This window comes from Limnohabitans sp. (genome assembly GCF_031539105.1).
In the GTDB taxonomy this organism is placed as follows: domain Bacteria; phylum Pseudomonadota; class Gammaproteobacteria; order Burkholderiales; family Burkholderiaceae_C; genus Limnohabitans.
Genome location: NZ_JAVKLM010000022.1, coordinates 120,598 through 139,603, shown reverse-complemented (window position 1 = coordinate 139,603; position 19,006 = coordinate 120,598). Strand labels below are relative to the sequence as shown.

Annotated in this window: 20 protein-coding genes; 4 read left to right on the top strand and 16 right to left on the bottom strand. The window is 56.9% G+C overall.

The annotated features are described in order from the left end of the window. The first annotated feature begins 3 nt into the window (after nucleotides 1-3). Nucleotides 4-387: a hypothetical protein gene (locus RMR24_RS06445; protein WP_310614257.1), complete on the top strand. Its 384-nt coding sequence runs from the start codon at nucleotides 4-6 to the stop codon at nucleotides 385-387. A gap of 32 nt (nucleotides 388-419) precedes the next feature. On the opposite strand, the gene RMR24_RS06440 is transcribed toward RMR24_RS06445, so the two are convergent. From RMR24_RS06440 to def, 4 genes are read right to left on the bottom strand one after another with little or no spacing between them, the layout of a single operon-like run. Next, nucleotides 420-770 carry an AzlD domain-containing protein gene (locus RMR24_RS06440; RefSeq protein WP_310614256.1) on the bottom strand — a complete coding sequence of 117 codons (351 nt, stop codon included), beginning with the start codon at nucleotides 768-770 and terminating at the stop codon, nucleotides 420-422. Then, entirely contained in the window at nucleotides 767-1,498 is a 732-nt protein-coding gene (locus RMR24_RS06435; RefSeq protein WP_310614255.1) for an AzlC family ABC transporter permease, read from the bottom strand. The genes RMR24_RS06440 and RMR24_RS06435 overlap by 4 nt, the downstream gene beginning before the upstream one ends. Further along, nucleotides 1,498-2,487: a methionyl-tRNA formyltransferase gene (gene fmt, locus RMR24_RS06430; RefSeq protein WP_310614254.1), complete on the bottom strand. Its 990-nt coding sequence runs from the start codon at nucleotides 2,485-2,487 to the stop codon at nucleotides 1,498-1,500. Before fmt ends, RMR24_RS06435 begins: the two co-directional genes overlap by 1 nt. 9 nt (nucleotides 2,488-2,496) lie before the next feature. Further along, a complete protein-coding gene (gene def / locus RMR24_RS06425; protein ID WP_310614253.1) occupies nucleotides 2,497-3,003 on the bottom strand; it encodes a peptide deformylase in 507 nt (168 codons plus the stop codon). A gap of 98 nt (nucleotides 3,004-3,101) precedes the next feature. Here def and dprA point away from each other — a divergent pair, with 98 nt between their 5' ends. Together dprA and RMR24_RS06415 are read left to right on the top strand one after the other, a co-directional pair. Beyond that, nucleotides 3,102-4,244, top strand: coding sequence for a DNA-processing protein DprA (gene dprA, locus RMR24_RS06420; protein ID WP_310614252.1), 1,143 nt, complete (start codon nucleotides 3,102-3,104; stop codon nucleotides 4,242-4,244). Nucleotides 4,245-4,304: 60 nt separating this feature from the next. Next, nucleotides 4,305-4,787, top strand: a complete 483-nt coding sequence (locus tag RMR24_RS06415) for a DUF494 domain-containing protein (protein WP_310614251.1) — start codon at nucleotides 4,305-4,307, stop codon at nucleotides 4,785-4,787. A 13-nt stretch (nucleotides 4,788-4,800) separates the two neighbouring features. Here the strand turns inward: RMR24_RS06415 and RMR24_RS06410 are convergent, their stop codons facing one another. The 11 genes from RMR24_RS06410 to RMR24_RS06360 all read right to left on the bottom strand — a co-directional run bounded on the left by RMR24_RS06410 (nucleotide 4,801) and on the right by RMR24_RS06360 (nucleotide 18,293). Beyond that, complete coding sequence (locus RMR24_RS06410; protein ID WP_310614250.1) at nucleotides 4,801-5,718, bottom strand: branched-chain amino acid ABC transporter permease; 918 nt, start codon at nucleotides 5,716-5,718, stop codon at nucleotides 4,801-4,803. Beyond that, the gene (locus tag RMR24_RS06405) at nucleotides 5,718-6,605 is read right to left on the bottom strand and encodes a branched-chain amino acid ABC transporter permease (protein WP_310614249.1); all 888 of its coding nucleotides are present in this window, start codon (nucleotides 6,603-6,605) and stop codon (nucleotides 5,718-5,720) included. Before RMR24_RS06405 ends, RMR24_RS06410 begins: the two co-directional genes overlap by 1 nt. Before the next feature lie 51 nt (nucleotides 6,606-6,656). Continuing rightward, nucleotides 6,657-7,889: an ABC transporter substrate-binding protein gene (locus RMR24_RS06400; protein WP_310614248.1), complete on the bottom strand. Its 1,233-nt coding sequence runs from the start codon at nucleotides 7,887-7,889 to the stop codon at nucleotides 6,657-6,659. A 24-nt stretch (nucleotides 7,890-7,913) separates the two neighbouring features. After that, nucleotides 7,914-8,618 (bottom strand): ABC transporter ATP-binding protein, encoded by a 705-nt coding sequence (locus RMR24_RS06395; protein ID WP_310614247.1) that lies wholly within the window; start codon nucleotides 8,616-8,618, stop codon nucleotides 7,914-7,916. Continuing rightward, on the bottom strand, nucleotides 8,615-9,379 hold the full coding sequence (locus tag RMR24_RS06390) for an ABC transporter ATP-binding protein (protein ID WP_310614246.1): 765 nt from the start codon (nucleotides 9,377-9,379) through the stop codon (nucleotides 8,615-8,617). Before RMR24_RS06390 ends, RMR24_RS06395 begins: the two co-directional genes overlap by 4 nt. 203 nt (nucleotides 9,380-9,582) lie before the next feature. Then, nucleotides 9,583-10,539: a protein translocase subunit SecF gene (gene secF, locus RMR24_RS06385; RefSeq protein ID WP_310614245.1), complete on the bottom strand. Its 957-nt coding sequence runs from the start codon at nucleotides 10,537-10,539 to the stop codon at nucleotides 9,583-9,585. A gap of 12 nt (nucleotides 10,540-10,551) precedes the next feature. Next, nucleotides 10,552-12,405 carry a protein translocase subunit SecD gene (gene secD, locus RMR24_RS06380; protein ID WP_310614244.1) on the bottom strand — a complete coding sequence of 618 codons (1,854 nt, stop codon included), beginning with the start codon at nucleotides 12,403-12,405 and terminating at the stop codon, nucleotides 10,552-10,554. A 32-nt stretch (nucleotides 12,406-12,437) separates the two neighbouring features. Then, nucleotides 12,438-12,767 (bottom strand): preprotein translocase subunit YajC, encoded by a 330-nt coding sequence (yajC, locus tag RMR24_RS06375; protein WP_310614243.1) that lies wholly within the window; start codon nucleotides 12,765-12,767, stop codon nucleotides 12,438-12,440. An 87-nt stretch (nucleotides 12,768-12,854) separates the two neighbouring features. Next, the gene (locus RMR24_RS06370; protein ID WP_310614242.1) at nucleotides 12,855-16,418 is read right to left on the bottom strand and encodes an indolepyruvate ferredoxin oxidoreductase family protein; all 3,564 of its coding nucleotides are present in this window, start codon (nucleotides 16,416-16,418) and stop codon (nucleotides 12,855-12,857) included. A 98-nt stretch (nucleotides 16,419-16,516) separates the two neighbouring features. After that, complete coding sequence (locus tag RMR24_RS06365; RefSeq protein ID WP_310614241.1) at nucleotides 16,517-17,032, bottom strand: hypothetical protein; 516 nt, start codon at nucleotides 17,030-17,032, stop codon at nucleotides 16,517-16,519. 4 nt (nucleotides 17,033-17,036) lie between these two features. Further along, a complete protein-coding gene (locus RMR24_RS06360) occupies nucleotides 17,037-18,293 on the bottom strand; it encodes an MltA domain-containing protein (protein WP_310614240.1) in 1,257 nt (418 codons plus the stop codon). Here RMR24_RS06360 and RMR24_RS06355 point away from each other — a divergent pair. Continuing rightward, on the top strand, nucleotides 18,226-18,366 hold the full coding sequence (locus RMR24_RS06355; protein ID WP_310614239.1) for a hypothetical protein: 141 nt from the start codon (nucleotides 18,226-18,228) through the stop codon (nucleotides 18,364-18,366). The genes RMR24_RS06360 and RMR24_RS06355 overlap by 68 nt on opposite strands. Before the next feature lies 1 nt (nucleotide 18,367). On the opposite strand, the gene RMR24_RS06350 is transcribed toward RMR24_RS06355, so the two are convergent. Beyond that, complete coding sequence (locus RMR24_RS06350) at nucleotides 18,368-19,003, bottom strand: response regulator (protein WP_310614238.1); 636 nt, start codon at nucleotides 19,001-19,003, stop codon at nucleotides 18,368-18,370. Nucleotides 19,004-19,006: the final 3 nt, after the last annotated feature.

Here is a 19,006-nt window from a genome sequence, read left to right as displayed (position 1 = left end):
CCTATGAGCACATTCAACCAAGTCATCCTCTTCACCGACGCCGACGGTTTCGCCCGCTTCCGCGAGGAAACAGTCGCCCTGTCCGAAGGCAAGCCACAAGCGCGCTTGTCACCTCTCATGCCCAGCGGCGGCATGCAGCTGCGCCGCAGCCCTGTCGGGTTTCGCAGCGACTTTCATTGCACCGACAACCCGCAGTGGTTGTTTGTGTTGGAAGGACAGATGGAAATCTTTTTACAAGACGGTACATCACGCATTTTTGGCCCGGGCGAGCACTTTTATTCGGCCGATGTGTTGCCCGCAGGCGCCACGTTTGATGCCAAGGTGCACGGCCATTGGAGCCGCCAAGTGGGCTCTGACGAGCTGGTGACTTTGTTTGTGCGCAGCTAACAAACGTTCCTAAGCCACGCAGCACGCGTGACTTACCAGCCCAGTCCCAAGTGCAAAGGCAGATACACAGCCATGCCCAACACGATGGTCAGCAGCACATCGCGCTTGGCAAAGTAAACTGCCACGCCCACCGCAGCAGCGAAGATGCGGGCATCTTGCCAAGTGGCAATGAGCTGGCCTTGGCTCATCACAATTTCTGGCACCACCACCGCTGAGAGTGCGGCGATGGGTGCGTATTGCAAACCGCGTTGCGCCCAATGTGGTAAGTGCCATTCGCTGTTGCTCAAAAAGAAAAAGCTGCGCGTGACCCCCGTGATGATGGCCAAGCCCACAATGACCCAGAGGGTCCATGCGTCGGTCACGTTCAAATCAGAGCTGCTCATGCAGGCCTCTCTTTCAGAGCCTTGAACTGCTCCACCATCAAGCACGCGAACACTGCCATGAGGATGGCCAGCACGATGTTGAGCTTCAAAGGCAAGGCGTAAGCCAGCACCGCCACCATGCCTGCGACGATGGCAGACAAGACACGCAAGCGCGAGCTAGCCAGCGAGCACTGAATGCCCAACAAACACAAGATGCCCGCAAAGCCCAAGCCCCACGAGGTAGGAATAGCATTCGCTAGGGCAATGCCTAACAAGCTGCACGACATCCAGCTGCTCCAGTTAGCAAAACTCAAACCGGCTAAATAGGCTTCTTGCGTGAGGCGGTCTTCGTCGGTGTGCGCAGGGTGAGCAAAGCGACGCGTGAACAACACATAAGTAGGGTCAGTCGTGAAGTAGCCCGTCACGATGCGCGGCAACCGCGGCAGGTGCATGAGGTAGCCGCGCATGTGCAAGCTAAACACCACAAAGCGCAAGTTCACACAAAAGCCGGCGGCCAGCACCACCCAAGCAGGCGCACCTGCCACGATGAGCGGCGTAGCCGCCAACTGCGAGCTACCGGCGTACACCAGCAGCGTCATGAAAACGGCCTCAAACACACTCATGCCTGATTTGACCAAAGCCACGCCGGTCATGAGCGCCCATGCAATTTGCCCGAAGGCTTGCGGGGCGAGGTCGCGCATGCCGAGTTTGAACTCAGGGTGTTGGTAAAGCTTGCGTTGCCAAAACATCAGTCAGCTTTATGAGCGGTGTGTGGCTCAAAGCATTGGCCAGCGATGAGGGGGAAGCCACGCAAAAAGTCGGCAGCGTTCAGGCGCTTGCCGCCTGCGCGTTGCAGCTCGGTCACACACAACACGCCTTGCCCACAGGCCACACGCACGCCGTGCTCATCGGCACTCAGCACAGCACCCGCTGCTTTGTTGTGCGAAGTGTTTTCCACCGTGGCTCGCCACAGCTTGATGACGTCTGCGCCTAACTGTGCTGATGCAGCGGGGAATGGATTGAACGCACGCACGCGTCGGCCAATCACCTCGGCCGATTGCTGCCAGTCCACCGCGGCTTCTGCTTTTTCAATTTTGTGGGCGTAGGTAATGCCAGCTTCTGGCTGTTTCACAGCCTGCAACTTGCCTGCTTGTGCGTCCGCCAAAGCGCGCACCACCAATGCGCCGCCCATGTCGGCCAAGCGGCCGTGCAGGCTCGCGGTGGTGTCGCCAGCGGCAATGTCAAGCGTGTCGGTCAGCAGCATGTCGCCCGTGTCAAGGCCCGCGTCCATTTGCATGATGACCACGCCGGTTTGTGCATCTCCCGCCTCAATGGCACGATGAATGGGCGCAGCACCTCGCCAGCGTGGCAACAGCGATGCATGAATGTTCAGGCAGCCCAGACGTGGCGCATCCAGCGTCCACTGCGGCAGGATGAGGCCGTAAGCAGCCACCACCATCACATCAGCTTTGGCTTCGGCAATCGCCGCTTGCGCAGCAGCCGCATCGTCTGGGTATTTGCCGTCTAAGCGCAGGCTCAAAGGTTGCGCCACGGAAATGTTGTGTTGCACAGCCAGCTGCTTCACAGCAGAGGCTTGCAGTTTCATGCCGCGACCAGCGGGGCGGTCGGGCTGGGTCAACACCAAGGGCACCGTGTGGCCTGCGGCCAAAATTTTGGCCAAAGCCTCGGCGGCAAATTCGGGCGTGCCGGCGAAGATAACGCGTAAAGGCTGGCTCATATCAGCGCCTTATTCGTCGTCACGCAAGGCTTTGAGCATTTTGGTTTTGATGCGGTTGCGCTTCAAGGGCGAGAGGTATTCGACAAACACTTTGCCCAGCAGGTGGTCTAGCTCGTGTTGAATACACACGGCCAACAAGCCTTCGGCTTCGATGGTGCGTTCTTTGCCGTGCTCGTCGAGGGCCTTGACCTTCACATGCGTGGCACGTTCGACGCCGTCGTAAATACCGGGCACTGACAAACAACCTTCGTCACCTTTGACGCGTTCGTCACCCATCCAAGTGATTTCAGGATTGATGAGAACCAGTGGCGCGTCGCGCTCTTCAGAGGTATCAATCACGACCAAGCGCTCGTGCACGTTCACTTGCGTGGCAGCCAGGCCGATGCCGTTGGCGTCGTACATGGTTTCCAGCATGTCGGCAATCAGGGTCTTGATGCGCGCGTCAATGTCTTTGACAGGCTTAGCGACGGTTTGGAGTTTGGGGTCGGGGAATCGGAGGATGTCTAACTTGGGCATGGCTTTATTGTCTCCGCTTTTGAAGTTTTCGATCTTTGGCCGCACCTATTTCCGGCACCCGTTTGGACAATCAATTTCACATTCCACAGGAGGTGCAGATGGACAAAAACGAATTACGCGCATGGCTGCGCTTGAGCATGACAGACGGCGTGGGCAACGACGCAGCCCGCCGACTGCTGGGTTGCTTTGGCAGCCCCCAAGCGGTGTTTGAACAAACCGAAGCCGCGCTGCGTCAGTTGGTAACACCTCCACAAGCGCAAGCCCTGCTGAATGTACCCAATGAATTGGCCGTGCAATGCGTGCGCACCCACCAGTGGCTGATGCACCAGCCCGACACCCACAGCCACGCGCTATGGACGCTGGGCGACGCGCACTACCCGCCCGCGCTGCTGCAGCTGGCAGACCCCCCGTTGATGGTTTATGTAGCCGGCCAAACCGAACGCACCTTGGGCAACGCGGTGGCCATCGTCGGCAGCCGCAACCCCACGCCGCAAGGCGCACAAACAGCGGAGCAGTTTGGTGAAGCACTGAGTGCCGCAGGCTTGTGCGTGGTGTCTGGCTTGGCTTTGGGTGTGGATGGTGCGGCGCACAAAGGGGCGTTGCGTGGTGGCACGGCGAGCGATTATTGGCACACAGTGGCCGTGGTCGGCACAGGCCTTGACCGCGTGTACCCGCGCCAACACCAAACATTGGCGGGTCACATTGCGCTGCATGGCTTGTTGATGAGCGAATACCACTTGGGTACCGCACCACTGGCGCACCACTTTCCCAAACGCAACCGTCTCATTGCAGCGTTGGGCTTGGGCACCTTGGTGGTGGAGGCTGCCTTGAAATCGGGCTCGCTCATCACGGCCAAGATGGCACTGGATTTGAACCGCGAAGTGTTGGCCATTCCAGGCTCAATCCATGCCACCCAATCGCACGGTTGCCATGCCTTGATTCGCCAAGGTGCGAAGTTGGTCGAAAACGCACAAGACGTGTTGGAAGAATTGCAGCTCGCGCCCCAACAACAGGTCAACTTATTTGCTGACGCTTTGGACATCGAAGAAGATGCGTGCTCGCACAGCGACGAGCATCCACTCCTCACCCACATGGGCTTTACCCCCGTCAGCTTGGATGCCTTGCAAGCCCGTTGCGGGCTAGACACCGCAACGCTGCAAGCGCAGCTGCTCACGCTAGAGCTTGACGGTGCGGTAGGCCGTTTGCCCGGCGGTTTGTTTCAACGATTGGCAAAGGCTTGATAAGGGACAACACCCATATCTGTGACACGTTGCGACATAAAAAACATGTATATTGGACTCATGTTTGAAGTGCTCGTATTCGTCTATGAAAACTATTGGCGAGGCGATGCGTGTCCTGAGCTAGAGCAGCTAGGCCGCAAACTCAACGCTGCTGGTTTTGAACTAGAAGATATTCAACAAGCTTTGTCGTGGCTCGACGAGCTCAATTTGGCGTCTCACAAAACCGAGCTGATCGACATCAGCCAAGCCGCGCGCGAACACCACACCGAATCTGCCCACAGCATGCGCGTGTACTCCGTCGCCGAGCAAGATCACTTGGGTGCTGCGTGTTTGGGCTTCATCAACTTCCTTGAATCTGCCGATGTTCTGTCACCTCACATGCGCGAGATCGTGCTGGACCGCGCCATGGCCATTCCCGGCAACCCCATCCACTTGGACGACCTGAAAATCATCGTGCTGATGGTTTACTGGAGCATCGGCTTAGAGCCCGATGCACTGGTGTTGGATGAACTGTGCGACGACGCAGACCGCGTCGCACACTGAACATCTTTAAGGCTTAGCCCTTGCGGCCAAAGCGGTGCTCAATCTCACCGACGATGCCACGACGGAAGACCAGCACGCACGTGACAAATGTGCAGCCCATGATGATGGTGACCCACGAGCCCAAGCTGGCCAAATAGTTCTCCATCGTGATGATGACGGCGGCGCCCACAGCAGGGCCAATCAATGTGCCCATGCCACCCAGCAAGGTCATCAACACCACCTCTCCCGACATTTGCCAGCCCACGTCGGTGAGCGTGGCCAAGCCAAAGGCAATCGCTTTGGTGGCACCCGCCAAACCAGCCAAGGCGGCTGACAACACAAAGGCCACCAGTTTGTAGTGGTCAACGTTGTAGCCCAATGACAAAGCGCGCTGCTCGTTCTCACGAATGGACTTCAACACTTGGCCAAACGGTGAATGCACCACGCGGTAAATCAAGGCAAAGGCCGCCACAAAGATGGCGAGCACCATGTAATACATCGTGGTGTCACTGCTCATGTCCAACACGCCGAACAGCTTGCCGCGTGGGATGCTTTGAATGCCGTCTTCGGCATAGGTGAAGGGCGACTGCACGCAGATGAAGTAAATCATTTGCGCCAAAGCCAAGGTGACCATCGCAAAGTAAATGCCTTGTCGACGTACCGCCAACCAACCTGTGAACAAGCCAATGCAAGCGGCAGCCAATGTGCCAGACAGCACCGCCACCTCAGGCGTTAAACCCCACACCTTGGCGGCGTGTCCCGACACATAGGCGGCGAAACCAAAAAACATGGCGTGGCCGAACGACAGCAAGCCTGTGAAGCCAATCAACAAATTGAAGGCGCAGGCAAACAAGCCAAAGCACAGCACCTTCATCAAGAACATGGGGTAGCCCACGAAAGGCGCCGCGAACAGGGCGAGCAAAAGGCTGCCGTAAATCAAACGTTTGCTCATCACTTCTCCCGCCCGAACAAGCCTGCTGGCCGGATCAACAACACAATCGCCATAATGACAAACACCACCGTGGTCGATGCTTCTGCAAAAAACACTTTGGTCAAGCCTTCAACCAGGCCCAAGGCCAAGCCTGTGATGATGGCGCCCAAGATTGAGCCCATGCCACCAATCACCACCACCGCAAACACCACGATGATGATGTTGGAGCCCATCAACGGGCTCACTTGGTAAATCGGCGCGGCCATCACGCCCGCCAAACCAGCCAAACCCACACCAAACGCATAAGTGAGTGTGACCATCAAAGGCACATTGATGCCAAAGGCTTTGACCATGTTGGGGTTTTCGGTGCCCGCACGCAAATAGGCGCCGAGCTTGGTTTTTTCAATCACAAACCATGTGGCAAAACACAGCACGATAGACACCACAATGACCCACACGCGGTACTTGGGCAACATCATGAAGCCCAAGTCAAACACGCCACGGAACACCTCGGGCAACTCGTAGGGCAAGCCCGATGAGCCATAAAACTCACGGAAGATACCTTCCAAAATCAGCGCCAAGCCGAAGGTGAGCAACAAGCCATACAAATGGTCAAGTTGATGCAACCAGCGCAGCATGGTTTTTTCAATGAACACGCCAATCAGCCCCACGCCAATCGGCGCAATGACCAAAGCCATCCAGTAATTGATGCCTGCATAGTTCAGCAGCATCCACGCAAAGAAAGCGCCCGCCATATAAAGCGCACCATGCGCAAAGTTGACGATGTTGAGCATGCCGAAAATCACGGCCAGCCCCAAAGACAAGATGGCATAAAAAGAGCCATTCACCAAACCAAGCATGAGTTGCCCCATCAATGCTTGTATGGGTACGCCAAAAATTTCAGTCATAAATCCGGTTCAATAAGACGGACCGCACATGCGGTCCGTCGTGTCAGCACATTACTTTTTAGCGAATGCGGGGCAACGGCTTTGAGCCAAAGGCTGGAATGCCTCTTCGCCCTTGATGGTGCCCTTCAAGTTGTAGTAGTCCCATGCGCCCTTGGACTCAGAAGGCTTCTTGACTTGGAACAAGTACATGTCGTGCACCATGCGGCCGTCAGGGCGCAGCTTGCCGTTCTTAGCAAACATGTCGTTGATGGGGGTGTCTTGCATTTTCTTCATCACAGCCGCAGTGTCGTCCGTGCCTGCAGCTTGAACCGCCTTCAAGTAATGCATGGTGGATGAGTACACAGAGGCGTGGTTGGAGTTGGGCTTTTTCTTCATCTCGGCCTCGTACTTTTGCGACCAAGCACGTGTTTCGGGGTTCAGATCCCAGTACCAACCTTCGGTCAAGTACAAACCTTGTGCAGTGTTCAAGCCAATGGCGTGCACGTCGGTGATCAACATCAACAAGGCTGCCAAGTTTTGCTTCTTGGTCAAACCAAATTCAGCCGCAGCCTTGATGCTGTTCACGGTGTCGCCACCCGCGTTGGCCAAGCCCACCACTTTGGCGCCTGAGCTTTGAGCTTGCAGCAAGAAGGAAGAGAAGTCACCGGTCGACAGTGGGTGACGCACAGCGCCCTTCACCGTGCCGCCTGCAGCCTTCACCACATCACCCGTGTCTTTTTCAAGAGAATGGCCAAAGGCGTAGTCAGCAGTCAAGAAGAACCAGCTGTCGCCGCCGTCTTTCACAATGGCTTTGCCCACCACGCTGCTCAACGCAATGGTGTCCATCAAGTAATGAACGCCTGTGCCTGGTGCACAGTCTTCGTTCGTCATACGTGCAGTTGCCGCGCCCGTCACGATCGTGATTTTGTTTTTCTCTTTACCCAAAGCCTGCACGGTCAATGCCACGGCTGAGTTCAGGTTCTCCACGGTCATGTCCACACCGTCGCGATCAAACCACTGCTGGGTGACGTTCTTGGCGATGTCGGGCTTGTTTTGGTGGTCAGCGTTGACCACCTCAATGGGCTTGCCAAACATCTTGCCGCCGAAGTCTTTCACCGCCATCTTGGCAGCCGCCACAGCACCGGGGCCGCCGTAGTCAGCGTACACGCCGGACATATCGGTCAACACACCAATCTTCACGCTATCGCCGGACAATTTGCCCTGAGCCATTGCGCTGGTGGATACGCCTGCCAAAAAGACGGCCGTTGCTGCTGCAATGGCTGAGGTCACGAAAGTACGCTTCATAGTTTGCTCCTGTTAAAAAAGGGCTTACACGCCCAGATACTCGTTCAGCATTTGTGCTTTGTTATCGAGCTCATTCTTGTGAACTGTGGCCACGATCTGGCCATGCTCCATCACGTAGTGCCGGTCTGCCAGCGGTGCGGCAAAGCGGAAGTTTTGTTCAACCAAAATAATGGTCAAGCCCTTGGCTTTGAGTTGGCGAATCACGCGGCCCAGTGTTTGCACAATCACGGGCGCAAGACCTTCGGTGATTTCATCTAACAACAAAATGCGCGCACCCGAGCGCAGAATGCGTGCCATGGCCAACATTTGTTGCTCGCCACCCGACAAACGCGTGCCCTGACTGTGGCGACGCTCTTTGAGGTTGGGAAACATCTCGTAAATTTCTTCCACCGACATGCCACCGGGGCCCACCTTGGGGGGCAGCATGAGGTTTTCTTCGCAGCTCAGCGTCGAAAAAATACCGCGCTCTTCGGGGCAATAGCCCAGGCCTAAGCGCGCAATTTGGTTGGTCTGCATGCCAATCGTTTCTGCGCCATCGATCTGCACCGAGCCTGTGCGACGCCCCGTCAAACCCAAGATGGACTTGATGGTGGTCGAGCGGCCGGCACCATTGCGACCCAGCAAAGTGACCAACTCGCCTTCATGAATTTCAAAATTTACACCGTGCAAGATGTGTGATTCGCCGTACCAAGAGTCCAGGTTGGCGACCTTCAAAAGAGGCGTGCTCATGCGGCCTCCTCGGTGGTGCCCACATAGGCTTCCAGCACGCGTGGGTCTTTGGACACTTGGGCGTAAGGGCCTTCAGCCAAGACGGAACCACGCGCCAACACGGTGATGGTGTCGGACAAATCGGCAATCACGTTCATGTTGTGCTCCACCATCAGCACCGTGCGGTTGGCCGAGACTTTGCGAATCAAATCCACCACACGGCCCACATCTTCGTGGCCCATACCTTGGGTGGGCTCGTCCAAGAGCATCAGCTCGGGATCGAGTGCTAAGGTGGTGGCAATCTCCAGCGCACGCTTGCGACCATAAGGCAGCTCAACGGTTTGCGTTTGGGCAAAACTGGCCAAGTCCACCTGCTCTAACAAGTGCATGGCTTGCTCATTCAAGCTGTTGAGACTGTCTTCAGATTTCCAAAAATGAAAGCTGGTGCCAAGCTTGCGCTGCAAGCCGATGCGCACGTTTTCTAAGACGCTGAGATGCGGGAAAACGGCAGAAATTTGGAACGAACGCACCATGCCCATGCGTGCCACCTCGGCGGCTTTGAGCGCGGTGATGTCTTGGCCGTTGTAGAAAATCTGGCCCGAACTCACAGGCAAAAACTTGGTCAGTAAATTGAATACCGTTGTTTTGCCAGCGCCGTTGGGGCCAATCAAGGCGTGGATAGAGCCGCGCTTGATTTGCAAATCCACCCCGTCAACAGCGATGAAGCCTTTGAATTCGCGTGTGAGCTGCTTGGTTTCTAAAATGAAGTCGTTGCGTGTCAAACCTGTAGCCTCAGTGAGTGTCCGTCTGTCTAGGACGCACATGCTAATCATCGAAAGCGCCGACTGCAAAGGGGTAAACCCGTCTTTCAGTCACCTGCAAGACAAAACTAAAGGCTGATACACGACCGACTGCCACATGGGCGTAAAAAAGCCGGTTCGCAAACCGGCTTTTTCTTTAGGGCAAGAGCTGAAGCTTTAACGGCTTAAACCACAGCACCCGAGTTCTCGTCATCGGGATCGCCCGCCACTTTGTTGGCGTGGTGCTTGATCAAGTCTTCACGGCGAATGCCCAACCACATGGCAATGGCGGCGGCCACGAACACAGATGAGTAAATGCCAAAACAAATGCCAATCGTCAGCGCCAACGCAAAGTAGTGCAGCGTGGCACCACCGAACAACAGCATGGACAACACCATGAGCTGCGTGCAGCCGTGGGTGATGATGGTGCGGCTGATGGTGGAGGTGATGGCGTTGTCGATGATCTCGACCGTGTCCATCTTGCGAAAACGTCGGAAGTTTTCGCGGATACGGTCAAAAATGACCACCGATTCGTTCACCGAGTAGCCCAGCACCGCGAGCACCGCAGCCAAGACGGGCAACGAGAACTCCCATTGGAAGAACGCGAAGAAGCCCAAGATGATCACCACGTCATGCAAGTTCGCAATGATGGCAGCCACAGCAAACTTCCACTCGAAGCGCATGGCCAAATAAATCATGATGCCCACCACCACAAAGGCCAAGGCCTTCAGGCCGTCCACCGCCAGCTCGTCGCCCACCTGCGGGCCCACAAACTCGGTGCGGCGCAGCTGCACATTGGCGTCCGTCGCCTTGAGTGCGGTCAGCACTTGCTCGCTTTGCTGGGCAGAGCTTTGGCCTTTGACCGCAGGCATGCGAATCATCACATCGCGTGCGGTACCAAAGTTTTGCACTTGCACATCGGAGAAGCCGAGCTTGGCAATTTGGTCGCGCACGGCGTTGAGGTCGGCGGGTTGGCTGTAACTGACTTCCATCAGCGTGCCGCCCGTGAACTCGACCGACAGGTGCAAGCCACGGCTAAACAGAAAGAACACCGCCGCCACAAACGTGATGAACGAGATGGCATTGAATGCCACCGCGTGCTTCATGAACGGGATGTCTTTACGGATTTTGAAAAATTCCACGATGGTTTCCTTTTAAGCGCGCCAGACGGTGCCAATAGACACGCTTTGCAATTTCTTTTGGCGGCCATACCAAACGTTGACCAAGCCACGCGAGAAGAACACCGCAGAGAACATGCTGGTCAAAATACCGAGACAGTGCACCACAGCAAAGCCGCGCACAGGACCAGAGCCAAAGGCCAACAAGGCCAAGCCCGCAATGAGGGTGGTGACGTTGGAGTCGAGGATGGTGGCCCAGGCGCGGTCATAACCCGCGTGGATAGCAGACTGTGCAGATGCGCCGTTGCGCAACTCTTCGCGCACGCGTTCGTTGATCAACACGTTGGCGTCAATCGCCATACCCAACACCAAGGCCATCGCAGCCATGCCGGGCAAGGTGAGCGTGGCTTGCAACATCGAGAGCACGGCCACCAAGAGCAACAAGTTCACAGCCAAGGCTACGCTAGAGAACACGCCGAACAACATGTAATAGATGCACATGAAGCCGGTCACGGCCACAAAACCCCAAGTGACCGAGTCAAAACCTTTGGCAATGTTTTCAGCACCCAAGCTTGGGCCAATGGTGCGTTCTTCAATGATTTCCATGGGTGCAGCCAGCGAGCCAGCGCGCAACAGCAAGGCGGTGTCGTTGGCTTCCACGGTGCTCATGCGGCCAGAAATTTGCACACGACCACCGCCGATTTCACTGCGAATCACAGGCGCGGTCACCACTTCGCCCTTGCCTTTTTCAAACAGCAGAATAGCCATGCGTTTGCCCACGCTCTCACGCGTCACGTCTTTGAAGATGCGTGCGCCTTTGGCGTCGAGCGTCAAATGCACGGCCGCCTCTTGGTTTTGCGTGTCAAAGCCGGGTTGTGCGTCGGTGAGGTTTTCGCCGGTCAAGATGACTTGTTTTTTCACAATCACCGCTTGGCCGCTGCGATCCAAGAAACGTTCTGTACCAAACGGCACAGGACCATTGCCAAACTCTGCACTGCGCGCTTCGGCGCTGTCGTCCACCATGCGGATTTCCAGCGTGGCGGTGCGGCCCAAAATATCTTTGGCCTTGGCGGTGTCTTGCACGCCAGGCAGTTGCACCACGATGCGGTCGGTGCCTTGCTGTTGAATCACAGGTTCGGCCACGCCAAGTTCGTTGATGCGGTTGTGCAGCGTGGTGATGTTTTGCTTGATGGCTTGCTCTTGCACCCGCTTGGCAGCTACGGGGTTGATGACCGCGGTGAGTTTGAAGTCAGCGCCATCAGGACTGCTTGCGGTTTGCAAGTCTAGAAACTGGTCTTGAATCACGCGTTGCGCAGCGTCCAAGGTAGCCATGTCGCGAAAGCGAATTTCGATGGTTTGGTTGTTACGGCTGATGCCGCTGTGGCGCACGTTCTTTTCGCGCAAACCGGTGCGAATGTCACCGGCTAAGGACTCCGCCTTTTTGGTCAACGCCGCAGGCATGTCCACTTGCAACATGAAGTGCACGCCACCGCGCAAGTCCAAACCCAAATACATGGGCGCTGCGTTGAGCGAGGTCAGCCACGCAGGTGAGCGGGCCAATAAATTGAGCGCCACGACATATGAGGCGTCGTTGGCGTCTGGCACCAAGGCTTGCTGGATGGCGTCCTTGGCTTTGATTTGTTTGTCGGTGCTGTCAAAGCGCACTTTGAGTGAACCGTTGTCCAAGGTCACCACATCGGGCGCTAGGTTGGCAGCGGCCAAGGCCGCTTGCACACGGTCTTGCACAGCCAAATCGACCTTGACCGACGACTTGGCAGCCGACACCTGCACCGCAGGCGCTTCGCCAAAAAAGTTAGGCAACGTGTAGAGGCTGCCGACCAACAAAGCGATCACGATGATCGCGTACTTCCAAAGGGGGTAACGGTTCATGATCGCTTCGTCGTCTTAGTGGTGGGTACGAATTACAGTGAGCCCTTGGGCAGCACTTGCACCACGGCTTGGCGTTGCAATTGCACTTCCACGCCAGCAGCGATTTCGATGGTCACAGTGGCATCAGCCAACTTGGTCACCTTGCCGAGCAAACCGCCAGCGGTGGCGATTTCGTCGCCTTTGGCGATCGCTTCGATCATGGCTTTGTGTTCTTTTTGACGCTTCATCTGTGGGCGAATCATCACGAAATACAAGACCACAAACATCAACACCAAGGGCAACATGCCTTGCAAAGAAGACATCAGGTCAGTGCCGGCAGCAGCGGCAGGAGCGGTTTGGGCAAAAGCAGAAGAAATCAACACGATCAGACTCCAAATTGAGGGACTGCTGCCAGGGTACAAAACGCCCCGGCAGGCCAACCGCGGATTGTATGCGGCTGGTTTGTCACCTCAATGTTGGGCGGACCACTGCACTTTCAAGGTCTCCCACTTCTGACGCGCAGCCGCCAAGTGGCGGGCTTTGACATGGCCAAAGCCTTTGATTTGTTCAGGGATTCGCGCCAGCTCCACCGCCAAAGCGTGGTTGCTGGTGTCGAGCTTGGCGATCACCATGACCAAACTGTCCGTGTACTGCTGGATGAGTTCGCGCTCGGTGCGGCGCTCTTCGGTGTAACCAAACACATCCAGCGCCGTGCCCCTGAGCACTTTCAAATGTTTGAGCAGCTTAAAGCCCGTAAGCATGAACGGCCCAAACTTTTGCTTTTGCAACTCACCTTTGGCATTGGTCTTGGCAATGAGGGGCGGTGCCAAGTGGTAGTTGAGGGTGTAGTCGCCTTCAAACATGCCGTCTATCTTTTGCAAGAAGGCTTTGTCTGTGTGTAAGCGAGCAACCTCGTACTCGTCCTTGTAGGCCATGAGCTTGGACAGGTTGCGGGCCACGGCTTCGGTGAGCGAGGTTTTGTGCTGCGGCGCTTCCGCCTCTCGCACACGCTCGACCATGGCGCGGTAGCTGTTGGCATAGGCTGCGCTTTGGTAATCGGTCAGAAACTCGGCGCGTTTGGCGATGAGTGCATCCACACCTTCGGGCTTGTGAAACTGCACCACTTGCAAGGGCGCAAGCAAAGTCAGCACAGTCTCCCAATGTTCGGCGCAATGACGGCCCCATTCAAACGCCGCTTTGTTTTGCGCCACGGCCATGTCGTTGAGTTCCATCGCGCGCATCAACGCTTCATGGCCAAGTGGCACCCAACCTTTTTGCCACGCGAAGCCCAAGACCATGGGGTTCACAAAAATGCTGTCGCCCAGCACTTGGGTGGCTACCCGGTTGGCATCAAAGGCGTTCACGGCTTCAACACCCACGGCGTGTGCGATGGTGGCCACACATTCTTCGCCCGGGTTTTGCCAATTGGCATTGCGCACAAAGGCAGCGGTGGGTGCGCTGTGCGCATTCAGCGCCACATGGCTGCGACCTGCGCGCATGCGTTGCAAGGTTTCTTTGCCCGCCACCACAATGGGGTCACAGCCAATGATCAAGTCTGCCGCCGCCACGCCCACGCGTGTGGTGCGAATGTCGTCTTGGTGGTTGGCAATGAGCACATGACTCCAAGTGCTACCGCCTTTTTGCGCGAGGCCTGCCGCGTCTTGCGTGACGATGCCTTTGCCTTCAATGTGCGCGGCCATGCCCAGCAACTGACCAATGGTGATGACACCCGTTCCGCCCACACCCGCCACCACCATGCCCCAAGCTTGCTCTGTATCGGGCAAGGTGGGTTGTGGCAATTCAAGCTCGGGCAGGGCGATGCGAGACACGCCCTTGGCTTTCTTCTTCAAGCTGCCACCTTCCACCGTGACAAAGCTTGGACAAAAGCCTTTCACACAGCTGATGTCTTTGTTACACGTGCTTTGGTTGATGGTGCGCTTGCGACCAAATTCGGTTTCGAGTGGCTCCACACTCATGCAGTTGCTTTGCACACCGCAGTCGCCGCAGCCTTCACACACCAACTCGTTGATCAGCACACGCGTGGCGGGGTCGGCCATGGTGCCGCGTTTGCGACGGCGGCGTTTTTCGGTGGCACAGGTTTGGTCGTAAATGATGACGGTGCAGCCCTTGATTTCGCGCATCTCACGTTGGATGCGGTCTAGCTCGTCGCGATGGAACACGGCCACGCCTTCCACCAAGCCTGCGCCTTCGTATTTCTCGGGCTCGTCTGTCACCACGGTGATGCGTTGTGCGCCTTCGGCTTTCATGCTTTGTGCAATTTGCAAAACGCTGTGGCCCTCTGGCCTCTCGCCCACACGCTGGCCTCCCGTCATCGCCACCGCATCGTTGTAAAGCAGTTTGTAAGTGATGTTGACACCCGCTGCAATGCTTTGGCGAATCGCCAAGATACCGCTGTGAAAGTAAGTGCCGTCGCCCAAGTTGGCAAAGATGTGTGAGTCGTTCACGAACGGTTGTTGACCCACCCAAGGCACGCCTTCGCCACCCATTTGTGTGAAGCCATTCGTGTCGCGGTCCATCCACAACACCATGAAGTGGCAACCAATGCCTGCCATTGCACGCGAACCTTCAGGCACTTTGGTGGAGGTGTTGTGGGGGCATCCCGAGCAAAACCAAGGCATGCGGTCGGCCTTGAGCGTGACGGTTTGCATCTGCGTTTCTTTGCCGCTGATGATGGCCAGCTGCGCATGGATACGTGCGGTCGTGTCGGCATCTACGCCGAGCTTGAGTACACGCTGCGCAATGGCTTTGGCAATGAGTGCGGGATTCAAGTCAGCGTTGGCACGCAGCAAGGTGTTGGCGCTGGGATTGGGCATGGACCATTCGCCACCGCCGCCACCGAAGGGGCCTTGCTTGCCGTCGTCGCCATCGATCTCGTTGAACTTGCCCAACACATTGGGCCGCACATCGGCGCGCCAGTTGTACAGCTCTTCTTTGAGCTGGTACTCAATGACTTGGCGTTTTTCTTCAATCACCAAAATCTCTTGCAGCCCCGTAGCGAAATCGCGCGTGAGCTGTGCGTCTAAAGGCCACACCACGGCCACCTTGTGCAAGCGAATGCCAAGGCGGCGGCAGGTCGCGTCGTCCAGCCCCAAATCGAGCAAGGCTTGGCGCGTGTCGTTATACGCTTTGCCACTGGCAATCAAGCCCAAGCGATCGTTCGGGCCTTCGATGACGTTGTGGTTCAAGCGGTTGGCGCGCACATAGGCCAAAGCTGCGTACCACTTGTAGTCAAACAAACGGGCTTCTTGCTCTAGCGCGGTGTCGGGCCAGCGGATATGCAGACCACCCGCAGGCATTTCAAATTCGGGAATGACGATGTTCACGCGCTGAGGGTCGATCACCGCGGTCGAGCTGGACTCCACAATTTCTTGAATCGTCTTCATGCCCGACCACACGCCGCTGAAGCGGCTCATGGCGATGGCGTGCAAACCCAAATCCAAAATTTCTTGCACGTTGCTGGGAAAGAACACGGGTGTGCCGCAGGCTTTGAAGATGTGGTCACTCTGATGAACGGCCGTCGAGCTTTTGGCCACATGGTCGTCACCTGCAATGGCCAGCACGCCGCCCCATGGGGTGGTCCCCGCCATGTTCGCGTGCTTGAACACATCAGAGCAACGGTCCACGCCAGGACCCTTGCCGTACCAAATGCCAAACACACCATCAAACTTGTTGCTGCCCGGCGGTGCAAAGCCGAGTTGCTGCGTGCCCCACAGCGCGGTGGCAGCCAATTCTTCGTTCACACCCGGCTGAAAGACGATGTTTTGCGCTTCTAAATACGGCTTGGCCTTCCACAGCGATTGGTCATACGTGCCCAAGGGCGAGCCGCGATAGCCACTGATAAAGCCTGCCGTGTTTTTACCTTGGAGCGCATCGCGTTGGCGCTGCAACATGGGCAGTTTGACCAAGGCTTGCACGCCACTCATGAAAGCGCGACCCGTGTCGAGGCTGTATTTGTCGTCCAGCGACACGGTGTCGAGTGCGCGGCGAATATGCTCAGGCAGGGGGGCGTTCATGGCTTGCTCCAATCAATGGCGTGCTTTGCCAAAGTTTAGGACGAGATGCCACACACGCCTGTCACCCATGGCACCTGCGGGTCATGGACTTCGCTTCATCAGTGCATCAAAGGTGGGGCGCTAGCGCTTGGGCTGTTGGGGTCGGTTGGGCCTTCAGTCTCAAAGCCAACGCCCCACTGCGCAATGCCTTGCAGCTTGTTCAGCAAAGCCAACATGACTTGTAAGACAGATGGATTCATCTGCACTTGCACAGACTTGCCGCCTTCCAAATCAAATTTGAGCGTGACCACCTCGCCCTGGCGATTCAGCAGCAAACCCGTGACCAACAACGGCGCCTCGCCCATGGGCTTTTCTTTGGCGACTTGGAAGGTTTCTTGAAAGTTGAGCTGCTGCGTCACCGACGCCTGTTGGAACGATTGCACGACTTGCGCAACCTGCGGCGTGTGCACTTTTTCTAAGGCCTGCACGGTCAACTGCTGCGCACCTTGCAGTAAACCCTTGAGCACATAACGCGTGAGCCAAAAATTGAACTCTTGGTCTTCGCTGGTGTTGAAGCGAAACAAGACGCGGTCTTGCTGACACACCCACTCGCCATTGAACTGTTTGATGCTCATGGCGTCACTTGGGCCACAACACCCACAAACGCAAGCCCTGCTTCATGCGACCGGCAAAGTCCCCTGCCTCTAGGCCAGTGCCCGCAAAGTAATCGGCTCGCACCGCGCCCACGATGGCGCTGCCGGTGTCTTGCGCAAACACCAAGCGTTGCAAATTGCCGTTGGGCCCCGCGCTGGCCAGCCACACCGGCGTGCCGTAGGGAATGGAATCTTTGTCAACCGCGATGGAGCGACCCGAGGTCAGCGGCACGCCTTGTGCACCTCGAGGGCCGAGGTCTGCATCGGCGGCGCTGCGGGTTTCTTCGCGGAAGAACACATAGCGTGGGTTGCTCCACAACATCTCTTGCACCAAACGCGGGTTGCTTTGTTGGGTGCTGACGATCCATGCTTTGATGCCTTGCCACGAGGCATCGCGAATGAGGCCTCGGTCCAGCAGCCAACGACCCACGCTTTGATAAGGCTGCTCGTTCGAGCCCGCAAAAGCCAAGCGCACCACGCGTGTGCTGCCATCGGCATTGGCCATGCGCACACGGCCAGAACCTTGGATGTGCAACACCAAAGCGTCAATCGGGTCAGCCAACCATGCCACTTCGCGGCCGCGCAGGGCGTCACGCGCTTGTGGGTGGTTGTCGATGTCTTGGCGGCTGAACCATGGGCGGCCAGCGCGACGCGCTTCAGCCAAGCCATCTGGGGGCGCGTACAAAGGCACTTCAAAGCCGGGACGCATTTGCGCAGACGCATCAAACAAAGGCTCGTAATAGCTGGTGAGCAAACCATCCGTTGCGCCATCGAGTGACTCGACGCGGTAGGGCTGCAAGTGGCTCATCATCCACAGACGGCGGTCGGCGTCGCTACCCAGCATGAGCTGACGCACGTCTTTGCACAGCGGCGCAAACAAGGGGCCGGGACGTTCGCAGTTTTGCAGCCATGCGTTCCATGCGTCTTGCAGTTGGTCGTTTTGCCAACCGGGTACATCGTTCCAAGACGTGGCCACCCAACGGCTGCGATAGCTTTGTTGCGGGTTGGGCGTGCCCGGTGTACCGGCCAAGCTGCCCGTGGCACGCGGCGCATCGGCAGCAGGGCGAGCCGCAGAAGGTCGGGCGTAGTCGCTCACAGGCGCTTGGCGCGGTGTGCTGCACGCCACCAAGCTTCCTACAATCAGGACCCATGTCCAACGCCAAAGGGTGTGTCTCATGTTGTTAATTTTGCTAGAAGCGCTGGGCGCAGGTTGCATCTTGGTGTTGATCGTTTGGTGGACCATGTTCTCAGGCCGGGAAGAAACCGAGGCTGAACACGAAGCGGCCCAAAAAGAAGCGGCCAAAGACGCCCAATAACTCACTCGCCGCGCAACAAGTTGGCCAGCTCCACGGCCGACTTCACATTCATCTTGTCAAACACACGGGCGCGATGCACTTCCACCGTTCGCACGCTGATGTCGAGCTGGTCTGCGATGAGTTTGTTGGGCAGGCCTTCGACCACCAAGTGCATCACATCGCGTTCGCGCTCCGTCAAATCGGCCAAGTTGTGTTGCAAGCTTTGTTTGGTGCGCAAGCTTTGCAAGGTGTGTGCAGAACGCGCCAAGGCTTGCTCGATGCGGTCGACCAAGGCGTTGTCTGAAAAAGGTTTTTCGCAAAAATCAAATGCGCCGCGCTTGACCGAATCCACCGCAGTCGGCACATCGGCGTGGCCGGTCAAAAAGATCACGGGCAACACATCCAGCAATTGGCGTTCGATGAGTTGCTCAAACAAAGCCAAGCCACTCATGCCTGGCATGCGCACATCAAGCAACAAGCAGCCCGGTTGAGCGGGCCGCCATGGCCCGTTTGAGGTGATCAAGGATTCGGCAAATGCATCGGCACTGTCAAACGATTGGCTGGGCAAACGGCGCGAGCGCAGCAACCAAGCCAGGGCCTCGCGCACGCCAGCGTCGTCGTCAACAATAAATACCAAAGCGTCTTCTGTGGGTTGCATGTG